The following is a 21,699-nucleotide window of genomic DNA, read 5'->3' as shown; positions in this document are numbered from 1 at the left end:
CACGTCTCCCCATCAGAACGGCGCAAGGCTTGCCCAGGGTTCCCGAGCGGAGTAAATCCTGACCGAACTATTCAGGAATGAATGCGATGTCCGACACTGCCCCCACCAGCGATCCTCGCGCCCCAATTCGTGTTCGCCACGAGACTCGGATGCGCCTGCTCGATGTGATTGGGGTCACCGACATCACCCCGCGCATGCGCCGGATTTCTCTGCGCGGGGACCTGACCGGCTTTGCCTCGCTTGGCCATGCCGATCACATCAAGGCATTCTTTTTCCCGGACGGGGTCGAGCCCTACACCGCCCCGATCGGGGAGCGGGGTGCTGAGTTCCTCCCGGGCAAGCGCCCCGAAATGCGCGACTTTACCCCACGCTCTTTCGACGTGGCGGCAGGCACGCTCGAGCTCGATTTCGTGCTCCATGGTGACGGCCCCGCCTCGAGCTGGGCCGCCAAGGTGAAGCTGGGCGACAAACTCGTGATCGGTGGCCCGCGCGGCTCTTTGGTCGTACCCGACGCCTTTGACTGGTATTTGCTGGTGGGCGATGAAACCGCCCTGCCCGCCCTTGGCCGCCGCATCGAAGAACTCCCTGCCGGCGCCCGGGTGATCGCGGTGATCGAAGTGGCCGAGGCCGCCGAAGAGCAGCGCTTCACCACCCAGGCGGACCTGACCCTTCACTATCTGCATCGCAACGGCCAGCCCGCCCGCGCGACGAGCCTGCTGCTCGATGCCGTGGCGGCGCTCGAATTCCCGGCCGGCGAGGCCTACGCCTATATCGCGGGCGAAAGCAGCATGAGCAAAGCCGTGCGCGCGCACCTCACCGAGGAGCGTGGCTGGAACCCCGAATACATCAAGGCCGCCGGCTATTGGCTCCTCGGCACCGCGGACGCCAAGGAGCCCCACTGAGCCGCTGCCGGGCCACGCAATCCTCTTGCCCTTCGTGCCGATCTTGGTGCATATCAACCCGGTCGGAACGGGGCTGTAGCTCAGTTGGGAGAGCGCGTCGTTCGCAATGACGAGGTCAGCGGTTCGATCCCGCTCAGCTCCACCATTTTCCGACGACCCCTGAAAGGCCTGCTACTTCAAGGACTTAGTGAGTGCGCAAAATCAGTCGCGTACCCCAATACGTACCCCATTTGCGTACCCCATAGAATAAGCACAAAAAACCTTCGGCAAAGTACAAGGGCCGCGCTGTGCGATCGCACTGGTGCCCGGAAGGATTTCGGAGCTGGATGAACACGGGCAGTTTATCCTTTTCCGGCTGAAATGCCGGCCGCCGTCCGGGATCACCTGCTTGCATGCGGGCGGTTCCGCTGCCCTTCTTTTTGTAGACCTACCCGGTCAGCAATGGCGCGACTGTCAGTTTGGCTTCGTTCGGCGTTCGCCGTCCCGCAGTTTCACAGCCGTAAAACAAGCCCGCGAGCGCGCTTCGCTTGGCAAGCTGAGGCGCCCGCGGCCTAGGCCGCCCTAACTGATGCTCCAGCGGGAAGCGACATGGGTACGTCCCGCCGTGACCAACTTGATCAAAGAGGCGGCCGTTCTTGCGGCGATCGCAACCCTGGTAATGCCAATATCCAGGTTGCCCACCACTCTGGCGGCTTCAAGAAATCGGGCGTGCGTCGAACGATAGCGTTGACCGACGCTGATGGTGGTCCGCGTGTAGACACTCGATCCCGGGTGCAGGACGATTGAACCGTCGCGCACGGTGGCGAGGGCGGCGATCTTGCCGTCCGCGTACCGCAGCCTGGATCCGACCTCGAAGCGGCGGTAACTGGCGGGATCCCGCGAGAGGTCGATCAACAGGGCGGGCCCGACCACTTCATCGGCAGGCCCCGGAACAGAGGTTGGTGCCATCGGCCAGTCTCTCGCATCCGCCGACAATGGGCGGAAATGCGCGTCGCCGTCCAATACCCTCTCCCCCAAAAAGACCAGATCGAGGATAGTGTGAATGATCCCAGTCAGCTCCGTGCGCCGTGCGAGGTTAAACCGCAAGTGACTTTGGTGATCAAACGTGGTGCTCGACAGCACGTTGCCCTCGGCGATCCAAGCATGCGCGAAGGTCGTCTCAAGGAATTTCCGCTCCTCCACAGTCCACTCGCCGTCGGCACTGAACGCGGCAACTATCCGAGCTGGAAGGACGACGGGCGCCGCTCGATGACGACGAAGGCGGTCTATGACCTTTCCTTCGCCGATTCGCGCGACAGTTCCGCTGGGGTCCTCAACCCGGTATATCCCATGCAGTGACAACCATGGCGCGAGCCTCGGATCTTCGATTGCACAGGCCGGGGCAATCAATACCGCTGCTGCGCGATCCGCAGACACGAGTGTAATTCCATGTGCCGGAATGCGGTACGGCACGTGCAGGAATACACCTTCTGCATCGACGAGATGGGTCGCGGTCAGTCCCAGTTGATCGACAACCACAATGAGCTCCTGTCTCCGTTGATGATCCCGGCCGACGGGCGACATCGTTGGCGATGGAACATGGATAGTTGGCTTTGGCCGGAGCCAACACGGGAAGGTTTGTCCTCTTTCGCCGGGAATGCCGGGCGGCCGCAATAGTCGCTCCCCAGCGGAGTTCTCGATCCTTCCGACCTACCGCCCACATCTTGCGGTCGTGGCGCACAGGTGAGCATGCCGCGGTGAACAAACGAGTGCACACAGAAAGCCATGCAATATGCGACAGTCCTTGCGCTCTTGACGCAATCCTTGCGGCAAGACGGATTCACCCGGCTGGGCACACGATGGTCTTCATCCTAATCCAGCGGGGTGAACCGAAACCAGGCGGAGCGATCACATGGCGGAGCACGAAGACGACACGGCCGCAGCGGTTAACGTCCTGCTCGAAGACAGGCCGGAATTCACCGATCCGCGCCTGGCGATCTGCCTAGCCTGTCTCAAGAGAACTATACCGGCATCCGTTTTCAACAAGCTGCGCGCGGACAGCTTCAACATCCTTCTCCTCGAAGTGCCCGGGGCTGATTGGCTCATTTGGGTCGCCGCCGCCGCTCGAGAGGTTCTCCCGGGCTACCCCCTTTTCATCCGAACGGCTTCTCACGCCGGCAAGAAGCCCAGCGCAGAGCTCGACCGGCTCGTCGATGTCGTCGCGAAACAGGGTGGCGTTATGGCCATCGTCGAGAGTGGCGACCTGCCTGAAGAAGCCAGCAAGGTTGCCGATTACCGATATAAGCTCAGATTGCCAGACCGGTCTGCACTGCGAGAGGTTGCCAGGCGCACGCTGGTCGGCGACCACACAAGGATCAAGGCGGGGCTCGATCGATTTTGTGAGTTGAGCCTGCTCGGCGCCTGCTTCCCTCCCGGCGGTACAGTGAGCACGACGGTGGCCCGGCTGCAGCGTTTAACAGGGTCATCTCCAAATACAGCAGCAGAGATGCCGCCACTGGCTTCACTCCAAGGCCTAGACGCGGCTAAGGAATGGGGGATCGACCTCAAAGCCGACCTTACGGCATATCGGTCAGGTGCCATTCCCTTCTCGGCCATCGAAGCTGGTGCCGTCTTAGCCGGTCCACCGGGAACCGGAAAGACCATGGTTGCCGGGATCATTGCCAGAGAATGCGGTCTCCACTTCGTGCAGACCTCCATCGGTACCCTGTTTGCTACATCCGACGGTCACCTGGACGGCGTGATCAAGAAGTTTCGCAGCATCTTCGACGAGGCTAGGCAACTAGCTCCCTCCCTTCTGTTCATCGACGAATTAGATGCGCTGCCGTCCCGGGAGACACTCGACGCGAAGAACAAAGATTGGTGGACCCCGGTCATCACCGACTTCTTGGTCCAGTTGGACTCTTCGTTGAACGACCGGGACGGGGTTGTCGTTTTGGGCGCCACCAACCGGTATCAGGACCTCGATCCCGCCTTGGTCAGACCTGGCCGGTTATCCCGTATGCTGCAGATCGACCCGCCGTCGCCGCGAGCCTTGGCAGGCATCCTGCGGCACTTTCTCGGCGGCGATCTTGCGGATGATGATCTGCTGTCCCTGGCTATGCTGACGAAAGGGGCGACGGGAGCCGCCGCAGCAGAATGGGTGAGCAGCGCCAGAAGGACGGCCAGAAATGCCGGGCGCGCTCTCCGGCATGAAGACCTGTGGAATGCCGCAATCGGGCGCGACTACCGGACATCAACCGAGTTGTGGCGCGTTGCGGTCCACGAGGCCGGACATTGTATATCGGGGCACGTTTTGGGCCGGATTCCGACTTTTGTCACCATTCGCCAAGTTGGCAGCGCGGCTGGGCATACTCGCTTTGATGAAGTAACCGGCTTCACGCGGCGCGATCTCGAACGGGCAGCGATCGTCATGCTGGGGGGCCAGGCTGCCGAACGCGTGATCCTCGGCGGGGATGTCACGATGGGGGCCGGTGGGAGTCGTGGCTCCGATCTGCACGTGGCAACCGAAGTGGTCGCCCAGGGATATGCCAGTTTCGGGTGGGGAGACGCTTTGGTCTGGCGCACGGAACCGAAGAACGCCGTTTCGCTTCTGTCTAAAGACAGCCGCTTGCTGGATGCGGTTGCAGCTGATCTGGGGCGCTATGCGAAAGTCGCCGAGAACCTCATCCAGCAGCACGCGGATACCTGCCGCGATCTAGCGACCATTCTCATGGCCAAATTGTCGCTATCCGCTGAGGAACTCGAGACCTTCCTCCGCACGATACCCCCGTCCGCAAGCTCTGACGGCTGACAAATATTCCGCCGGCGGACGAATTGCTCGGCCAGCGACGAACTTGGACCTGCCTTTCAATTCTCCCGGACAGATCAGGAGTTTATGAAGTCCTTAAGCAATCTGGCGGTTTCCTGTTTACGTCGATTGCGGGCCTTCGCAGTCGCGAAGCGGAAAGGCTGTCGTTGGCGCGGCACCTTCCGATGGCAGAGAACTTTGGAGATCAAGAATGGAATTCATCCTCGTCTACACCCACACTCCTCCCCCGAGGCGGCTGCGCTCGTCCGGATTGATGGGCATGTCCCTGCCATAGGGAACATGAGGCGGAGCGGCCGCCTTGGCGTACCGGCTCTCGTCTCGACGGCAGGACCAGCCCAACACATCTGGCACCGCCACGCTCGTCTCGCGTGGCCCGCCGCGGCAAAGCGTACCGACACTGCTGCGCCGCGAACACGTGTCTGTTGTCCGGGAGTATGCTTTCATGAATAGCGAATACGAACTGAGCTCCGACGTAATTTGGGGCGCCGAGGCCATTGGCCAGTTCTTGGGAATGACCCGCCGGCAGGTCTATCATGCCTGCTACCAGGAACATCTGCCCATATTCAGAGTCGGGAGTACTTTGGCGTGCCGAAGGTCCACGCTGTTGGCCTTCATTACCGAGCGGGAAGAAAAGAACGCCTCGTACAGGCGGGGCCTTACGAAGGTCTGAGGAGCCAAGACTGATGCGGACGAGCGCTTTATCGCCCGTCCGCATCAATCCTTGCTTGCCCCAACGTAATCCTTGACGGCGTCGCTCGTGACTGCAGTAATCCTTGGAGCCCACCCCCTGGGTGATCTCCACTCGGGGCGGGTTAGGCCGCTCCGCAACGCCAATTGCCGGGCGGCCGCCAAAGCACAATTCGGCGCGTTTGCGCCAAACAGCCCAAGGGCTGGTAAGGGGCCGAGGCTGTGTGAAAACGCGATCGTCGCCAGGAGCGCTAGAATGTAAATTCCACGAGTGTGGCTCTGGCTTGGCACTTCATAGCCTTTACCATCAATTTCTCGGCGTAACCCGCTTAAGGGAGCTGACCGCGGTGAGGCTTTGGGCTTGGCAGGAATTCTATTCTAACGAGTGTTTTTCTAGCCGAGTTTTCCCACAGCCTCGGGCCGACAACGGACTGACTGCTATTAGCGAGTGGCGGTCAGAACCTGTCATATCCACCCACGACGTTGTCTTTGATCAAGTGCTATAAGAAGGCCGATCAATACCTGCTAGTTGTCTCGGTCAATAACACGTTCCCCCTCCGCAATCTGAAGATGCGCCTCCACAAATAGGAAGGGCAGCCTAGGCCACCCTTCTCAGCTTGAGTGCAGGTGCGGCAAGCCTAGCCTTGCAGGCCTTTGATAATCGCATGCGCCTGCATGGACAGGACGTCGGAGGCAGTATCGGTCACCCTCCCATCTTCACGCGCCTGATTGAGGAGGTTGAGGTAGTCGCGAAGGTGATGAACGGCAAGGGCGTGGAACTGGGCGTTCTGCGGCGCCTCCGCAGTGTCGCCTTCAGCGACATTGCGGTGGGCTGCGTCGATCGCTGCCACAAGTTCTTCGCCGTCCACCATGTTGTAATAAACGGTGCTCAAGCGAAGGTTGCCCGTGGATGAGAAGTCCAGGCGGTAGTGGCTGCGGTCGAGGCAATACGTGCCGCATTCCAGGCCCGTTCCGATGACCGAGGCGCTGGCTTCCGCAATCGTCTGCTGGCCATCTTCTGGGAGAACGAATCCAGCGGCAATATTGGCCTCCACGGCTGCGCGGACCTTTTCAACATAGGCCTCGTGCGTGGGATAGAGTTGGGTGAGTGTTTGGGTGGGGAAGGGCTCCCAGACACCGATATTCCCGCATTCGAGGCCATCTGCTCGAGCCGTGGGTACAGCCATATGGGCAAGCTGGATGCCGCCTAGGGCATTACCCCTTTCATCGCGTTCCACCCATTGCTCGGCGGGTGCCCATGTAGGGATTGGCCCAGCCGGGAGCGGAGTGCCATTTTCGATATTGGCCTTGAGGTGGTGAACGGCCGCGTTAATGACATGGCTGATTGGGGTGCGGGTGCGGGTCAGGCTTTCCCCGAGCGAGCCCGTCGGACCGCAGGCGTCATTGCCGGTCAAGCCAATGCCGAGGTCGCGCAGCCTCACGCCATTGCGCCCAACCCGTTGCAGGATATCGCCATGCGACGAGCCGGATACCCAATAGGACTTGCGCAGCTCAGTTTCAGATTCCTCGAAAACGTCGTCGTACTCGCTCTCGCTAAGAACGCGGATTGCCGGGACCTTAAGGTCGTCGCGCAACGGCGAATTGTGGACTTGGAACAGAAAGCCGTCATAGATCGGAGCGCCAAGATGGAGGTAATTGGCATAGACGCTCATGCGCCGGCCCGACTGTGACATGCCCACGCCAATCAGGTTCTTGACGTCGAGGCCCCCAAGAATCTCGCCGTTGTTTTTGAGGGCCGAGCCCACCTGCGCAAAAATGTCGTAGGCTGTCTGGCTCTCGAGGCAACACTCGTCGCCGCCGCCCGTGACATCCAGTTTGCCATAGCGTTCGGCGCTGAACTTCTTGAGGCCAAGCTCCTCGTGCGAGATGCTGTTATCCTGCGCCGACAGGCCTACATAGACGTAGCCGTCACGTAACAGATGTTGATGGGACTGTACCCAGAAATACTCGCCGTCGAATCCATCCGAGACGTTGAGCCATTCGACGACCACGGTGCCATTGAAATCAGCCGGGTCAACGGGTCGCCGAACAACCATTCGGGTGTGATAAGGGATGCCCGTCTCGACTACCCTTGCATTCTCAGTGGGGAGGGTATCGGGCGTTCTATCGGGGGCGTCATAGGTGTTTCCTACCCCGCTGACGAAATATTCTTCTTCGCGATAACCTCGGCTTTCAAGAGCGATATCGGTCGAGAAAAAAATGTAATCGTTCGAAGGACTGTCGAAGCCTTCGCTCGCGATGGGCCCGACGACGGTCGGCACGACAACGCCAGTACCGGCTTGCTGGGCAATAGCGGAACTCGCCACCACCGAGGATGCAATTGCCGCTGCAGCTAACAAGGCATAGCGGTACCGTTGCCGCCACTTGGGCAGCCCATAAGCGTAAGTCATTGATCTCTCCTCTTGGTCCGGACTAATCCGGCCAACTCCCGTTTGGCCCTCAATGGGGCCCACATGCATCAGGCTCGGCGACGAGGCTGTTTGCATGACGCTTAGTTCTGATGATTGGCAACGGACCCTATCAAGTTCCTCCGACGGTCTCGTTGCTCTCTCATTTGAACGGCTCACGACCAGCAGTAGGAATGGTAGCGCGCCCACAAGTCAACGAGGCAAGCCTTCCGGGTGCGCCATTTGGTTAGCCCACTCTCACATTCGATACCCCCTGCTCTAGTCGGGGTCTTATGCTGCAGGGGCGTGAAAGTGAGCTGACTTGCCATCAATGGCAGCTCAGAAAAAGCAAACTGGCGCACCAATATTGTTCGTTAAAGGAGGAGCGCGTGAACTTACATCGCATTCTGTTGCTGTCGTCGTGCCTGGTCGGCCTCGCCCCCGTGGCAGCCTTCGCGGCGGACGGAGCTTTTCAAGTCGGCGCGGCCAAGGTGGACATTTCTCCGCCTGACGAGCTTTATCCCATCGCGCAGGGTCGCAGCTTCTTTGACCCGGTCAAAATGGAAAATGTCCAGTTGCCCTGGACCGGCACCCATGACCCGGTTTATGCGCGCGCCATGGTGATCAACAATGGCGAAACCGAAGTTGCCATGGTTACCATGGATGTCGGCGGCGTGCCCGTAGCGGCTGATCTGACCGCAATGATTGCCGAAAAAACCGGCATTGCACCTGAAGGTATCTGGCTGGTGGCAACCCATAATCACAGCATGCCCTCAGTAGGGCGCGCGCCCGGGGGGGTAGCCGATCAGGCGTCCGACCCCGCTTCCAAGGCAATGCTGGACAAGATCCTTGCAGGCGCCGTTGAGGCGGTGGTGCAGGCCAAGGCGGATCTGCAGGATGCCCGCATGGGCCACGGAGCGGGCCAAGCCTATGTGAATGTGAACCGGGACGAGTTCATCGATGATCGCTATGTGATCGGCTATAACCCGGAAGGCCCGTCCAACAAGCGTGTCGATGTGCTCAAGTTCGAGTCTGTGGAGACCGGCGAGCCGATTGCTTTCCTGGTGAACTATGCCGTGCACAGCGTGGTCATGCTGACCGCAGTCACCAAGGATGGTGGCTCGGAAGTTACCAGCGATCTAGCCGGCTGGACCTCCAATTTCGTGGAGACCCACTACGACGACAAGCCGGTGGCTTTGTGGACAATGGGCGCCGCGGGCGACCAGAATCCGCTGTTTATGGCCCTTTACAACCAGTCCAATGAGGGCCGGGTCAAACCGGGCACCACCGATCTGGGTACAGGTGGCTGGGCCCTGCTGCATGCCCAAAGCGCGCGGCTGGCCGAAGAAGTGATCCGGGTTTCCGAGAAAACAGCGGCTGATACGACCGAAGTTGCTATTGGGGCCGGGGTGGCTACCGCCATCTGCCCGGGCGGCAAGGTGATCATGGATCCCAAGACCGCTGCAGTAACCAACGAGGATGCTCCAGATATCGAGTTGCGGCTGCAGGCCATCACCCTAAACGACATTGCGCTCGCCGGGGTGAACGGTGAGGTCAATACGGTGATCGGCGACCGGTTCATGGAGCAGTCTCCCGCCCAAGAGACAATCCTGATCACGCACACCGCTGGATCGATCGGCTATATCCCAGATGACGAGAGTTACCCCAAGACGACGTTCGAGGTCACGAGCTCCCGAATGAAGCCTGGTTGCGCCGAGCCGGCAATCATCGAAGGCCTGGCCGAGCTGATCACGTCTGTCTCTTCAACGCGGTGAAGTGGTGGGAGCGGGGCAACCCGCTCTCACCGCGGCAAGTCTAGGGTGACAGTAAAGTAACCCCAGGCTGCAGCCATCTTCGATAGCAAGTGGGTCACATTCGATAGCTTGGGGAGCCTAGTGCTCGCCTATCGTGGAGATCGAGTGACGCTCGACAGAGAAGGGTCCCGCAAGCAGACCTAGTTAAGCGGCCACTATTCTTCCACGCCAAGCCCCGCGCGTGAGCCAATCGAACGTTGGGCCGATCGCAAGATCATCAATGCTGCGGGGACAACCGCATATATCGACCTACTCACCGACTCGGTCGGCTCGGTAGAGGCGAACTACGATCCGGTATTGTTCTACACGCAGGATCGCGCTGGCATCCTGGCCTATCCGGAAGACGTGTTCACTACGCAGTCGTGGCACCCGGGATACCTGGATTACTATGCCTACCGGCTGGGGGAGCGCCATCCACGCCCCCGTGCGCAGCAGTTCGTAATCGGCCGGGTTCAGGATGTGGCCGCCCTGTGTGATCCCCGGTTGAAAGAATGGATCAGGACGAACCGGATTGAGCTCGTTAACTTCCGGGACGCTCTTTACCAGACGAACGACTATCAAAATCACCTGCGCGCGGTCGGCAGCGACTTGGCTGTCGCTTAAGACAGGTTCGTGTGCCCCGGGGCCTTTCCCTGGGGCACACGCCTGTGAACTCAGATGCCCACCCTCTGGTAAGGGCACACGCCACGGAAACTCGTCTATGGCTCATCGTCTATCCATCCGGGCTAGTGACGACTATTTAGAACTCACCAGGGCGTCAAAGAGCCTCGGGGTTGTCGGACAAACCACGTTTCTGGAACGCTTGGCGGTGCTCTCGGCAGTAGGCTCGTCGGGCGCTGCCGTCGTGCATGCCCGGACCGTACTGGAACGTGCCCAGTGGGTGGGCGGGCCCCCACTGCTCGAGGGAGGAGTGGAACGCAGTCCGCTTTCGTCCAAGCTCAGTTTCCCAGGGCGCGGCGGATGCGTGTTCGAAGTCTCAGTAGGGGAACTTGCCCAATGGGTCATCAGCACCGCTGACGGAGATGTTTTCCCCTCGATCCCCAGTGCTCGGCACAAGGAAAATCCTGCTGAACGCCTGGATGTGTTCCTGGGCTGGACATATTGGGGATCACAGCAGTCCGGTCGCCTCGACCTGCCCTTGCTGGTTGCCCTCTGGAACGACGAGAAGTTTCGCGGCGTAGTTGCCGAGGCCCTGCAGTATTGTGGAGACCTCCACGACAGACATCGGTGGCGTTTGCTGGCGTAAGGCACCAATCCTTCGGGCTTGCGCGTCTGAATAGGTGAACCGGCTGGGTGGAAGCCCGGCGAGCTGGATATGCCGGCCCCCGGCCGGCTCTCAACAGCGCCCGAGCCTGACCGAGGTAATCCAAACAGCAGCCGCTCAGGCGTAGATTTCCATCACCCCATTACCGATCGAGACCAGGCCGACTAGGCCAATGACGAAGCGTGTGTAGCGCTGAAAGTGGGCCTCGCTCATCCATTCGAGGACGAACTTGCTGAGGAAGGTTCCGAGGATGGGAAATATCAGGGCTACGGCGAGAAGTTCCGGACCCAGCGCGACCGACATACCCGACAGCGCCAGGAAGTAGGCCGTTTTGGTCAGATTGCCGATGAGCTGGCAGCCGGCCTTGGTTGCTACGATCGTTTTGCGGTCAAAGCCGGTGCGGATAAAGAACGAATCCACCAAGGGTCCGGCAACGCCGGCGACCAGGGTCACTGCCATGCTCGCAAAGCCGCAGAGCAGTCCGCCCGCCGGCCGGTCGGCCTGGGGCACCCAGCGCTTGGGCAACGCCATGACAAGAAATGGTGCCAGCCCCAACATGATCAGCACCACGGCACGATTGGGTTCGAAGCGGAACAAGCTGAAGATTGCCGCGGCGGCGAGGGTGCCCCCGGCGAAGTAGCCCACGATGCGCCAGCGTGTGAACCGGCGCCAGGTAACGACCCGCCAGAGATTGCCGGTCGCCTGCGCCAATCCGTGCAGGGCCATGGCGGTGGCGACGTCGAGCCCCATGGCAAGAAGCACAAGCAGGAGCACCATACCGCCCGCCATGCCGAACACGCCGGACATGAACGAGGTCAGCGTTATAACAGCCGCAAGTCCAAGCGCGAGCATCGCGCCGGTGCCTAGCCGAGATAAACCGGGTCAGGGCGGGAGAAGTAGCAAAGCAGGGTGTGGGTAGCCAGTGCGTAGTTCTTGCCGTTCAATGCGGCATGGGCAACGCCAGGCAGGATGATCAATTGCTTGTCGGGGTTGGGCAAGCGGGTGAAGAACGCGAGGACGTCGTCCTGGGAAGCGATGCCGTCCCACTCGCCACGCATGATCATCACCGGCACCGCGATGGTTGCTGGATCCATCACCGGCAACTTGGTGCACATATCGATATAGGTGCCGTTGGGAATGGAAGTATCCAGTTCAAGAACTGCGTCCGCAAACGCCTCGACAACCACTTCATCTGCGCTGCCGGGATGGTCCCGGTTGAAAATCGAAACGAGGCTTGCCCGATCAATAGGGCGGCGCAGCGAGGTGGTAAGTTCAGGCAGGCGCTTACGCCGCTGTTCGAGGGTCGGGCTGCCCTCGCCGGTCCACACCACCGCGTCCATCGCCAGGCGGCCTACCAAAGCGGGGTCGCGCGCGACATAGACGGCCGCCCGCAGGGCGCCGGCCGACCCGCCATACACGTGGATATTGGTGTCCCCAGTCATCTCATTGATGAACTTCATCACCACTGCCAAGTCATCGGCGCCGTCGGCAATGTCGAAGAGCCGGTCGCGGTGCTTGGATGATTTCCCGTAGCCTTCACAGTCGAAGGTCCACGCGTTCCAGCCTTGCGCCGCAAGGCTTTCCATCAATGAATACTGCATGCTTCCCCCAACGATCAGGTCAAAGCATGGCAGAGAGGCCTGCGAAGAGCCGTGCACGAGCACGATATTGCCGCGTGCCGCCTTGGCATCGGCGGGACCTTTTCGCCTGGCGAAAAGCTGGACGCCCTCGGCCTTCTCCAGAGAGAAATCCTGCTGCTCAATATTGCCCACGGTTTGCACTCCAATAGACCAATGGTGCGATTGGTACAAAGCCCAAACGCCTGTTGACAGGCTGATTAGCAGATTTCATTGTAGGTGCAAGCACACCAATATAAAAATTGGTCCGCCCATAACTGGCCAAGCCCCTGGAGGAGTTCATGACCAACTTCAAGATTAATCGCCGAAACATGCTGATCGGGATGGGGGGCGCAATCGCGCTTGGCGCCATGCGGCCAGCCTTTGCGCAGGACAATTATCCCTCAAGCCGGTTCAATGTCATTGTGCCGACCGGGCAGGGCGGCAATGCCGACATGATGGTGCGTGCCTTCGCCAATTCATGGTCGCCCATGCTTAACAACCAGTCCTTCGAGTTCGAATACCACCCCGCGGCCAGCGGACAGGTCGGCTACGAGCTGTTCATCAACCAGCGGGCTCATGACGGCTACAACATGCTGTTTGGCAACATGGGTCCCGAGATGATCATGTATGTCACCCAAAATCCGGGCTACAAGTTCCCTGAGGACTACACTTATTTCTGCGGTGTAGACGTGGATGACTGCGGCATTTACACCCGCCGCGACAGCCGCTTCCAGACCCTTGAAGACGTGATCGAAGAGGCGCGCAAGGCTCCGATCAACATATCGATGACGCGGATGGCCCATCCGGGTGCCCTCGGGCTGCTTGCCTTGGCCGAAGAAACCGGGGCGCAGTTCAACCTGATCCCGTACGGCGGCGGAAACCCGGCGCTGACGGCAGTGGTCAATGGCGAAGTCGAGCTGGGTGGCGGCGGCATCTCGGGCGTGCCCAACGAAGCCAATGGCGCGCTGCGGGTTCTTACGGTGTTCAATCGGACCAAGAACCAGCTCGCGCACATGAACGAGAACGCGCCGCTGGTGAACGAGGTCCTGGGCACGGATCTGCCGGACTTCTACACCACTCGGTCCTTTGCCATGCACAATGACTGGATCGAGGCCAATACCGAGAGCTTCGAGATGCTCAAGACCACCGCAGCCAAGGTGTTCGCCGAGCCCAGCTTCGAGGAAGGCATCAAGAAAACGACCCAGCCCTGGGACGCGATGCGTTATCTCGATCAGGAAGGCTGCATGGCCTACGCCAAGGGTATCGCCGAGGTCGCGGAGCGCTTCAAGGCTCAGATCACGGCAGCCAGCTGACAACCATGACGGATATGTCCCCAAATCAAGCCCCGGCCGACGGCCGGGGTGACAACGAATCCGCCTTCGCGAACCTGATCATACCCGCACTTGCGGCAGGATTGACGGCCTACTACATGATTTCGACGGTGGGGCTGACCTGGGAAGCACGTAGCACCGGCTGGTTGATTGGCTCGGTTCTGCTGCTGTTTTGCGCCCTTCAGGTGCTGCTGACGCTTCGTCAAGCGCTGGCCGGCAGAATCAGCTTTGGCTTTGGCGACCTGTTCGAGAACTCCCAGAACAACCGGCGCCGGCTGGCCCTGCTGCTGGCAGTCACCGTCTTCACCGCCCTGCTACCGTTCACCGGCACTACGCTTGGCCTGGCCCTGGTGCTTTGTACCGGCATGCTGATCATGGGTGTGCGCAGCATCTGGCAATTGGCGGGTATTTCCCTGGCGACTGCCAGCTTCGTTTTCATCCTGCTGATCTGGCTGGCCGGGAGCCGGCTGCCGCAAGGTGCGCTTGAACACGCCCTGTTGTCGATCCTGCCCTAACAAGAGCAAAAGCCATGGAATTCCCTTTCGCTCTCGTGGGCGATCTCTTTATGCAGAACCTGGGTCTGTGGTGGATCATTCTGCCCGCGACCCTTATCGGCATTGTGGTCGGTATCCTGCCCGGTTTTGGCGCGCAGAACACCTTGATGATGCTGCTGCCGCTCACGCTGAGCATGGACGTCACATCGGCATTGGCTTTCATGATCGCGCTGTACTGCGCCACCCAACTGGGGGGCGGCGTGCCGGCGATCCTGTTCAACATGCCCGGGGAAGGTGGGGCCGCGGCAACTGCCATCGACGGCTATCCGATGACGCGCAAGGGCAAGGCCCAGCAGGCTTTGGTGCTGTGCTTTTCCTCTTCGGTCCTTGCAGGCCTGATCACCACCGCAGTCACCATCGCGACGCTGCCGCTGTTGGCCCAGCTCAGCTACGTGATCCGCAGCGTCGAGATGATCGCCTTCATGGTACTCGGACTGACCCTGATCGCGGCGATTGCCTCGCGCGACATGCTCAAGGGCTTGATCGCCGGCTTCATGGGCCTGATGATCGGCTCGATAGGGGCCGATCCCATCTTCGGCACGCCGCGTGCGACCTTTGGCTTCGCCCAGCTTTATGACGGCGTTCCCCTGATTGCCGCCCTGATCGGTTTGTTCGGCATCTCCGAGGCATTGGTGATGCTGGAAGAAGATTCCGTCGTGCACAAGAAGGACCAGTCAACGGCTCGTCGCGCGAGCTGGCTCGATACCTTCGATGGCCTGCGCCTCACGGTGAAATACTGGTGGCAGATCGTTTGGACCTCGTTGATTGGTCTGATTATCGGCATTCTGCCCGGTGCCGGGGCCACCGTTGCGGCCTTCATCGCCTATCACTACTCCAAGCTCTTCTCCAAGACTCCGGACGAATACGGCAAGGGACACCCTTGCGGGGTCATCGCACCAGAATCCGCCAATAATGGCGTGACCTCCGGCACGCTGGTTCCCGTCATGGCCCTGGGTATCCCCGGCGGCGCAACCGGCGCCGTGATGATGATCGTACTGGCTTATAATGGGGTAATCTTCGGGCCTCGTTTGTTCACCGACAATCCCGAAATCGCCTATGGCGTCTTTGTGCAGATGTTCGTGGCCTATCTGCTGATGCTGATCCTGATCGTGCCGCTGGCGCGATATATGAGCCGGGTGGTGTGGATACCTACGCGCTTTTTGGTGCCACTCATCCTGTCGATGATCGCCGTCGCCGCGTTCTCCGAGCGCGAATACATCTTCGATATCGGCGTGGCGCTTGTGTTCGGCGTAATCGGCTACATCGCCCGCAAAACCAATTATGAAGTCACCGCCATGCTGATCGGCGTGCTGATGGGTCCGCTGTTCGAGTCCTATCTGCTGCGCTCTCTTCGAGTTGGCCAGGGCGACCCGATGATCCTGTTCTCGTCGCCAATTGGCAACGTGATCTGGCTCATGGCTCTCGCTTCGGCAGTGTTCCCCTTTATTCGTGCCCGCCGGAAAAATGGTGTGCTGGCGCAGGCAGCAATGGCAGGCAATGATGACTAAGTTTCGCACCGACACGCCCGTGGTCCACACCAATGCCGGACAGGTGAAGGGGTTTGAGAACCACGGCGTTCACACGTTTCTGGGCCTTGCCTATGGAGCGGACACTTCTGGGCGGGGGCGTTTCATGCCTCCTCGCCCGGCCGCACCGTGGACCGGGGTGCGGCTGGCTTACTGCCATGGCGATATCGCACCCCAGGCGCCGCGACGGCCAAGCTCGCCCGACGATCGCGCCTTCATGGAAGATGCTTTGCTCAATGGGCTGCAGGCTGGCACCCAATCCGAAGACTGTCTGCGTCTCAACATTTGGACCCCGGGGCTCGATACTGCCCGCCGGCCTGTGCTTGTCTGGTTGCATGGGGGGCACTATTCCTTGGGCTCCGGCCACGACCTTGCGGCGTATGAGGGCAGCAATCTTGCACGCCGCGGCGATGTCGTGGTGGTTTCGCTCAATCACCGGCTCAATGTCCTCGGGCACCTGAACCTCAGTGGCTTTGGAGACGAGTTCGCCTCTTCAGCCAATGTCGGAATGCTGGACATCGTGCTGGCGCTGCAATGGGTGCGCGACAACATTGCGGCTTTCGGCGGCAATCCCGACTGCGTCACCATTTTTGGGCAATCGGGCGGTGGCGGCAAGGTCACGACACTGATGGCGATGCCTGCGGCCGAGGGGCTGTTCCACCGCGCCATCGTCCAAAGCAATTGCGCCCTGCGCCAAATGGATGTCGAGACATCGCTCTCGCTGACCGCGGCCGTGCTGGACGAACTCGGCATGCCCCAAGCCGGTGCAAGCCAATTGCAGGAAGTGCCCTATGCTCAATTGAGTCGCGCTGAACTCGCTGCAGTCGCGAGGCTCTCGCCGCCGTCCAATCCGGCCCGTCGCAATCGACGGATTCGCTGGGAGCCGGTGGTTGACGGAAATGTCCTTCCGCGCCATGGCGGCTGGCCGGAGGCCCCTGCCATCAGCGCCTCGGTGCCGTTGCTGGTGGGAACCACGCTTAACGAGTTTACGCACGCCATCGGCCAGCCTGATTTGGAACAGCTCAGTTTCGAGCAAGTGGCAGCCGACTTCGCCCTCTCGTTCGGGTCTTCGGCCGCAGCGGTACTCACCACATTCCGGGACCGCTATCCCGCCGATCGGCCCTTCGACATCATGTCGCGCGCTTATTCGGCGACCATCCGGCAATGCGCCGTTGAGCACGCGCAGAGCAAGGCAGCTCTTGGCGCAGCCCCCGCTTGGCTATATTGGTTTTGCTGGCAAACGCCGCTGCTGGACGGACGCCCCAGAGCCTACCATAATGCCGAATTGCCGTTTGTGTTCAACAATGTCGAGCGCTGCAGCCACGGCACGGGGGGGGGCCAAGAGGCCGTCAGGCTGGGTGAAATCGTGGCCGACGCCTGGATCGCTTTTGCCCGGCATGGCAATCCTGAACATCCCGGATTGCCGGCCTGGCCCTGCGTAACACCGGATGGGGCACAAACCATGATCCTTGATGCGCCTTCGCGCTTTGAAACCAATCCGGACCATGACGAGCGCATGGTTGCAGGAGCAGCTTGACGGTCACCATAGTGAGCAATCGGATCGCCGCGACGCAGCAGATGAAGGAGTGGCTCTCGAGCGGGCAGTGGCCGTTGAACAGCCGTGTGCCGCCTGAGCGGGAACTTGCCGAGCAACTGGGCATCTCGCGGGGTGCGCTGCGCCAGGCGCTCGGCGAGCTGGAAGCGGAGGGCTATATCTGGCGCCATGTGGGTAAAGGCACCTTTGTTGGCGCGCGCCCCGAGGACGCCGGGGAAAGTACTTCCGCATTGGCGGCGCGCACCAGCCCGACCGATGTGATGACCGCACGGCTCATCATGGAGCCGAGCGCGGCGCGCCTCGCCGCGCTCAATGCATCCTCTTCCCAGATCAACGAGATGCATCGATGCCTCAAGCGAACCGAGGCCGCCAAGACCTTCCAGGAATATGCCTTCTGGGACGGCAAGTTGCACATCGTTATCGCCCAAGCCACGCGCAATGTGCCTCTCACCCATTTCCTCGAAACCCTGCACAATGTCCGTCACGTGGCCTTCTGGGGACGGCTCAAGGACAAGCAGCCCCCATCGCCGTCCAACCCCAGTCTTGAAGAACACCGGCGGATCGTCGACGCGATTGAGCAGCAGGAACCCGAAGCGGCCGAGCAATTCATGCTTGGCCATCTGCAACGGGTCCAACGTGGAATGCTTGGGCAAATTCTAGAGACGTAAACTCTGGTCCGTTTCGGGCCAAGCCCGACCGGTCGCAGGGGAGAGACCGAGAGGGGATTTTCGATGACCGCCAGATTGAGCACCTGCTTCAGATCGACGGGCCGAGGCCCGGACATCAACATACGGCATCTGCGGGCGTTCGATGCGGCGGCAAGGCTGGAAAGTCTCAATCAGGCCAGCGAAGCCGTCCACATGTCGCAGTCGAGCGTCGTTTATGCGGTCAACCGGGTCGAGCAGATGTTTGGTACCCCGCTATTGCAGAGGGGCTCCAGTGGAAGCCGAGTGACCCCGGCGGGCGAACTGGTGAGCCGACGACTGTCGGCGTTCTTCAGGTTGTTTGAAGCGGCGGTCGCGGCAACCCTGATGCAGGCGCAATTGAGCAAGGAGCATGAATGCGTTCGCCTCACTGGAGCATTAACCTGGCAGCACATGCTTGCCGTTGTCGGGATCGCCAGGCTCACCCAGGCGCGTTTAGTGGCAACCGCGTTAGGGGTATCCGCCAGCGCCATTCTGACGAGGCTGCGGGATACCGAAAGACTGTTCGGTTGCGTTCTATTCGAGCGCAGAGACAACCAGATTTTCCTCAATCCTGTCGGCCAGGTCTTGGCCGAGGGGCTTAGTCAGGCTCTCCGGGAGCTGGACTATGCGATGGATGATCTTGCGGCTTATGTCGAGACGGCGCGCCCGACCATTGCCATAGGCTGCCTCGGTTTTGCGCGCTTGGTCTTGATCCCTTTGGCAATCTCGAACTCCCCTGCCAAAGAGAGCTCGTTGGTGCTGAGAGTTATCGACGACACCTTCCCCGTGATGGCAGCCAAGTTGCGGGCGGGAGAGTTGGACTATCTAATCTGCACCAGGAAAGCTCGCGTGGATACGCGGGGCCTGGAAGCAGAAAACCTCTTTCAAACCCGCTTTGCCGTAGCGTGCCGCCGCAGCCATCCACTCGCCACTGCCCGTCGCGTTTTGGTCGAGGACTTGGCCAGGTTTGAGTGGATTCTGCCACTTCCTCAAACGCCGCTGCGGCTCGCCTGCGACGAGGTTTTCAAGGATACCGGTCTTCCTAACGGAATTTCGGTCGAAACCCGCTCGGCCGCGCTCTCTTTTGCCATGCTGCGCTCGAGTGATCGGTTGATGATCGTCTCGGAGCACGAAATGCAAGCTGGTGGAGACGGCACCGACTTCGTTGCCCTGCCGTTTTCCTTGCCTATCCCTCCACGCGAGGTGGTCATCTACCGGCGAGAGGCATTCTTCGCACCGCCTCATCACGCCCGTTTTCTCGATCATCTCAGGGCAGTGGCGGCAACCCTGTCGTTGCCGGGACGTTCGGCTGGCGATGCCTCAGCAGCGTAACAACGTCAGGGTTTCGCGGCAGGTTCTAGCGGGGATCACGCGGGCCGCTCGCCGCCCGAAGCAATTGGGGGTGCGGCCACGCTGGGCGCGCGACCGCATCTTTCTTTAGTTCGTCAGGGCAGACTGCTCGATGCCGCTCAGCTCAAAGACGCGCATGCGGTTTACCTCGTCGCGAGAGGGATAAGGCGTTTCGGTCACCGAATAGGCGTAGCCGGCATTGAAGCGCGTGAAATTCGGCGCCCCGTCGGGCTGCACCCATTCGGGCAGACCTTCGCCATTTGGGTTGCCCGTTTTTACGAAGTTGGCCAGATAGGTGGAGATCGTTTCGCCCATCCGCCTGTCCGCGTCGGTCCAATGGCGCTGGCCATGCCAGTCGCGCATGGAGTTGAAGAAGTACCACAGATCGGACGAGTGGTAGGCACCGTAGAACTCCGAGTTCCGGCCCGGAGGGCTGTGGTTAAAGTAGAAGGCGTAGACATTGCTGTCTTGGTTGTTGGCCTTGACATACTCAGCCGAGATCAAGGCCTTCTGGAACTCCATGTCAGCACTGGCGCGCAGGGTCATGCGATAGGCTTCCTGCGGGTCTGAAGGCTGGTAGACCTCCTTCCAGTCCTCGTTGCCATAAAGGTCTGTCATGGTCTTGGCGAATTCTTCGTCCGACATAGTCTTGTCAGGGCCGCCCCATTGCGACGTCCGCTCGTCCGAAGCCCCACCGATCATCAGGTCAATGCCGTCCAGGGCTCCGGGCTGCAGCAGATCAACCGACTCCGTGGTCAGCGAATAGCCGTCAATGATGTACTCGCCCACCTTTTTGTCGAGCGCCATGTAAAGGATGTCATCCTCGACGCTCTTTTGCATGAAGTCATCGGTCGGCAGGGCCCGAAGCTCGGCCAGACTCATGGGCTTGCCAAAGATCTCCTCGATGGCGGCAGCGTTATCGGTTTGAGCATCCTCGAGCGATTTGAACTCAAGTGGCAGGATGCCACCAAAGCCGCTCTGCACCACGGCACGTTGGAAGAGGCCGTTTGCCAGCGGGCTTCTCAGCAGGGTGACGGTATTACGCCCTCCGGCGGATTGCCCCCCAATGGTCACGCTGGCGGGATCGCCCCCGAAATTGGCAATGTTGTCCTTGACCCATTGCAGGGAAGCGATCAGGTCGAGCAGTGCATAATTGCCCGAGGCCCCATCCGGACCCTCTTGGCTCAGTTCGTCCAAGGCAAGGAATCCTATCGGACCGACGCGATACTGGACCTGAACGACGATGATGCCTTGTTCGGCCAGCTTGGACGCCCAGAACTCGATCTCCGAAGCATAGCCGTGATCGTTGCCGCCACCATGGATCCAGACATAAACCGGCAGCTTGTCATCCGCGCTCTTGGCCGGCGTATAAAGATTTAGCGCGAGGGAGTTCTCGCTTGCTGGCGGCAGGAACGCCCGGTCGTAGTAGAACTCGTCGCCCCAGAACTGGCCTACGGGATTAAGGTTGATGTCCTGCACCACCTGGTCAGGCCACCGGTCCATGAGTTTGACGCCCTCCCAGGGTTCAACCGGCTGTGGGCCGCGCCAGCGATTGGCGCCCGATGTAGGGGCCGCAAACGGAATTCCCTTGAACAGTTGCACGCCCGCAATGTCGGTCAGAACACCCTGGACCTTGCCGCCGGCTACCTCGACCACGTCGATCGGAGCGGCGAAAGCGCCAGGCAGTGTCACCATTAGCCCGCTCAACATTACTGTTCCCGCGAGCAAGCTGCGCAGCAGGGGCCGGGGGCCCATTTTGTTTATCTTCGAATGCATTCAGTCCTCCCTTGACATGCTTTTCAGACAGCATTCCTCCGGTTAGCCGGTTTAGCGCGGGCCTCACCGGCGGGATGCCGTCGTGCGCTGCCGATCACACCGCACACCTGGTCAACTGGATGGCACTTGCCCTATTTTCAGGCCGGCAAGTACGGAGGCAGTAGATCCACTGCTGGAAAATGATCAGACGCCGAATGCTAACGCGGTATCATGGGACCGCGTTATTCAATCAGGCTGTAAGGATATCGAATGTGGAGCAAAGTGCGAGTATTGGGCCGGAAGCAGCCTGTCGGCTTTTGGCGCCGGTGCAGAGATAACAGATGTCGAGCGATTGGCAGACTCGAAGTCGTTGATACCGATGGGCAGTCAACTCGACTTAGCTGCCGAATGAAGGTTATCTTAAAGCGCGGAAGTTCAGA

General features: G+C 60.4%; 16 protein-coding genes and 1 tRNA gene. 12 read left to right on the top strand and 5 right to left on the bottom strand.

The window, feature by feature from the left end:
- Window positions 1-86 precede the first annotated feature (86 nt).
- Window positions 87-902, top strand: a complete 816-nt coding sequence (locus AC3YOG_RS05590; protein WP_489934388.1) for a siderophore-interacting protein — start codon at window positions 87-89, stop codon at window positions 900-902.
- A 69-nt stretch (window positions 903-971) separates the two neighbouring features.
- Window positions 972-1,047, top strand: a tRNA-Ala gene (locus AC3YOG_RS05585).
- Window positions 1,048-1,463: 416 nt separating this feature from the next.
- Here AC3YOG_RS05585 and AC3YOG_RS05580 read toward each other — a convergent pair.
- Entirely contained in the window at window positions 1,464-2,420 is a 957-nt protein-coding gene (locus AC3YOG_RS05580) for a hypothetical protein (RefSeq protein ID WP_489934387.1), read from the bottom strand.
- A 373-nt stretch (window positions 2,421-2,793) separates the two neighbouring features.
- Between AC3YOG_RS05580 and AC3YOG_RS05575 the strand changes: the two genes are divergently transcribed.
- Window positions 2,794-4,692, top strand: a complete 1,899-nt coding sequence (locus AC3YOG_RS05575; RefSeq protein WP_489934386.1) for an AAA family ATPase — start codon at window positions 2,794-2,796, stop codon at window positions 4,690-4,692.
- A 1,343-nt stretch (window positions 4,693-6,035) separates the two neighbouring features.
- Here AC3YOG_RS05575 and AC3YOG_RS05570 read toward each other — a convergent pair.
- Entirely contained in the window at window positions 6,036-7,808 is a 1,773-nt protein-coding gene (locus AC3YOG_RS05570; protein WP_489934385.1) for an alpha/beta hydrolase domain-containing protein, read from the bottom strand.
- Window positions 7,809-8,194: 386 nt separating this feature from the next.
- On the opposite strand from AC3YOG_RS05570, the gene AC3YOG_RS05565 reads away from it, so the two are divergent.
- From AC3YOG_RS05565 to AC3YOG_RS05555, 3 genes are all read left to right on the top strand, one after another.
- On the top strand, window positions 8,195-9,580 hold the full coding sequence (locus AC3YOG_RS05565; protein ID WP_489934384.1) for a neutral/alkaline non-lysosomal ceramidase N-terminal domain-containing protein: 1,386 nt from the start codon (window positions 8,195-8,197) through the stop codon (window positions 9,578-9,580).
- 336 nt (window positions 9,581-9,916) lie between these two features.
- Window positions 9,917-10,222, top strand: coding sequence for a hypothetical protein (locus AC3YOG_RS05560; RefSeq protein WP_489934383.1), 306 nt, complete (start codon window positions 9,917-9,919; stop codon window positions 10,220-10,222).
- Between the two features lie 97 nt (window positions 10,223-10,319).
- The gene (locus tag AC3YOG_RS05555) at window positions 10,320-10,865 is read left to right on the top strand and encodes a hypothetical protein (RefSeq protein WP_489934382.1); all 546 of its coding nucleotides are present in this window, start codon (window positions 10,320-10,322) and stop codon (window positions 10,863-10,865) included.
- A gap of 135 nt (window positions 10,866-11,000) precedes the next feature.
- Here AC3YOG_RS05555 and AC3YOG_RS05550 read toward each other — a convergent pair whose 3' ends face one another.
- The gene (locus AC3YOG_RS05550) at window positions 11,001-11,735 is read right to left on the bottom strand and encodes a TSUP family transporter (protein ID WP_489934381.1); all 735 of its coding nucleotides are present in this window, start codon (window positions 11,733-11,735) and stop codon (window positions 11,001-11,003) included.
- Window positions 11,736-11,746: 11 nt separating this feature from the next.
- A complete protein-coding gene (locus AC3YOG_RS05545) occupies window positions 11,747-12,655 on the bottom strand; it encodes an alpha/beta hydrolase (protein ID WP_489934380.1) in 909 nt (302 codons plus the stop codon).
- A 146-nt stretch (window positions 12,656-12,801) separates the two neighbouring features.
- Here AC3YOG_RS05545 and AC3YOG_RS05540 point away from each other — a divergent pair, with 146 nt between their 5' ends.
- From AC3YOG_RS05540 to AC3YOG_RS05515, 6 genes are all read left to right on the top strand, one after another.
- Window positions 12,802-13,815 (top strand): Bug family tripartite tricarboxylate transporter substrate binding protein, encoded by a 1,014-nt coding sequence (locus AC3YOG_RS05540; protein ID WP_489934379.1) that lies wholly within the window; start codon window positions 12,802-12,804, stop codon window positions 13,813-13,815.
- Window positions 13,816-13,829: 14 nt separating this feature from the next.
- The gene (locus tag AC3YOG_RS05535) at window positions 13,830-14,348 is read left to right on the top strand and encodes a hypothetical protein (protein ID WP_489934378.1); all 519 of its coding nucleotides are present in this window, start codon (window positions 13,830-13,832) and stop codon (window positions 14,346-14,348) included.
- Between the two features lie 14 nt (window positions 14,349-14,362).
- Window positions 14,363-15,895: a tripartite tricarboxylate transporter permease gene (locus tag AC3YOG_RS05530; protein ID WP_172122035.1), complete on the top strand. Its 1,533-nt coding sequence runs from the start codon at window positions 14,363-14,365 to the stop codon at window positions 15,893-15,895.
- The gene (locus AC3YOG_RS05525; protein WP_489934377.1) at window positions 15,888-17,450 is read left to right on the top strand and encodes a carboxylesterase/lipase family protein; all 1,563 of its coding nucleotides are present in this window, start codon (window positions 15,888-15,890) and stop codon (window positions 17,448-17,450) included. The genes AC3YOG_RS05530 and AC3YOG_RS05525 overlap by 8 nt, the downstream gene beginning before the upstream one ends.
- Window positions 17,447-18,136: a FadR/GntR family transcriptional regulator gene (locus AC3YOG_RS05520; protein WP_489934376.1), complete on the top strand. Its 690-nt coding sequence runs from the start codon at window positions 17,447-17,449 to the stop codon at window positions 18,134-18,136. The genes AC3YOG_RS05525 and AC3YOG_RS05520 overlap by 4 nt, the downstream gene beginning before the upstream one ends.
- Window positions 18,137-18,199: 63 nt before the next feature.
- Window positions 18,200-19,486: a LysR family transcriptional regulator gene (locus AC3YOG_RS05515; protein ID WP_489934375.1), complete on the top strand. Its 1,287-nt coding sequence runs from the start codon at window positions 18,200-18,202 to the stop codon at window positions 19,484-19,486.
- Between the two features lie 105 nt (window positions 19,487-19,591).
- On the opposite strand, the gene AC3YOG_RS05510 is transcribed toward AC3YOG_RS05515, so the two are convergent.
- The gene (locus AC3YOG_RS05510; protein WP_489934374.1) at window positions 19,592-21,199 is read right to left on the bottom strand and encodes a carboxylesterase/lipase family protein; all 1,608 of its coding nucleotides are present in this window, start codon (window positions 21,197-21,199) and stop codon (window positions 19,592-19,594) included.
- Window positions 21,200-21,699: the final 500 nt, after the last annotated feature.

This window comes from Devosia sp. Z6_126, assembly GCF_058133495.1.
The sequence above is the reverse complement of the archived record's forward strand: the minus strand, read 5'-3'. Positions and strand labels throughout refer to the sequence as shown.

What these genes read in the sequence shown, in the direction of transcription:
- AC3YOG_RS05590 (WP_489934388.1), top strand. Translation starts at nt 87, where the DNA reads ATGTCCGACACTGCCCCCACCAGCGATCCTCGCGCCCCAATTCGTGTT.
- AC3YOG_RS05575 (WP_489934386.1), top strand. Translation starts at nt 2,794, where the DNA reads ATGGCGGAGCACGAAGACGACACGGCCGCAGCGGTTAACGTCCTGCTC.
- AC3YOG_RS05570 (WP_489934385.1), bottom strand. Translation starts at nt 7,808, where the DNA reads ATGACTTACGCTTATGGGCTGCCCAAGTGGCGGCAACGGTACCGCTAT.
- AC3YOG_RS05555 (WP_489934382.1), top strand. Translation starts at nt 10,320, where the DNA reads ATGGCTCATCGTCTATCCATCCGGGCTAGTGACGACTATTTAGAACTC.
- AC3YOG_RS05550 (WP_489934381.1), bottom strand. Translation starts at nt 11,735, where the DNA reads ATGCTCGCGCTTGGACTTGCGGCTGTTATAACGCTGACCTCGTTCATG.
- AC3YOG_RS05540 (WP_489934379.1), top strand. Translation starts at nt 12,802, where the DNA reads ATGACCAACTTCAAGATTAATCGCCGAAACATGCTGATCGGGATGGGG.
- AC3YOG_RS05535 (WP_489934378.1), top strand. Translation starts at nt 13,830, where the DNA reads ATGTCCCCAAATCAAGCCCCGGCCGACGGCCGGGGTGACAACGAATCC.
- AC3YOG_RS05530 (WP_172122035.1), top strand. Translation starts at nt 14,363, where the DNA reads ATGGAATTCCCTTTCGCTCTCGTGGGCGATCTCTTTATGCAGAACCTG.
- AC3YOG_RS05525 (WP_489934377.1), top strand. Translation starts at nt 15,888, where the DNA reads ATGACTAAGTTTCGCACCGACACGCCCGTGGTCCACACCAATGCCGGA.
- AC3YOG_RS05515 (WP_489934375.1), top strand. Translation starts at nt 18,200, where the DNA reads ATGACCGCCAGATTGAGCACCTGCTTCAGATCGACGGGCCGAGGCCCG.
- AC3YOG_RS05510 (WP_489934374.1), bottom strand. Translation starts at nt 21,199, where the DNA reads ATGGTGACACTGCCTGGCGCTTTCGCCGCTCCGATCGACGTGGTCGAG.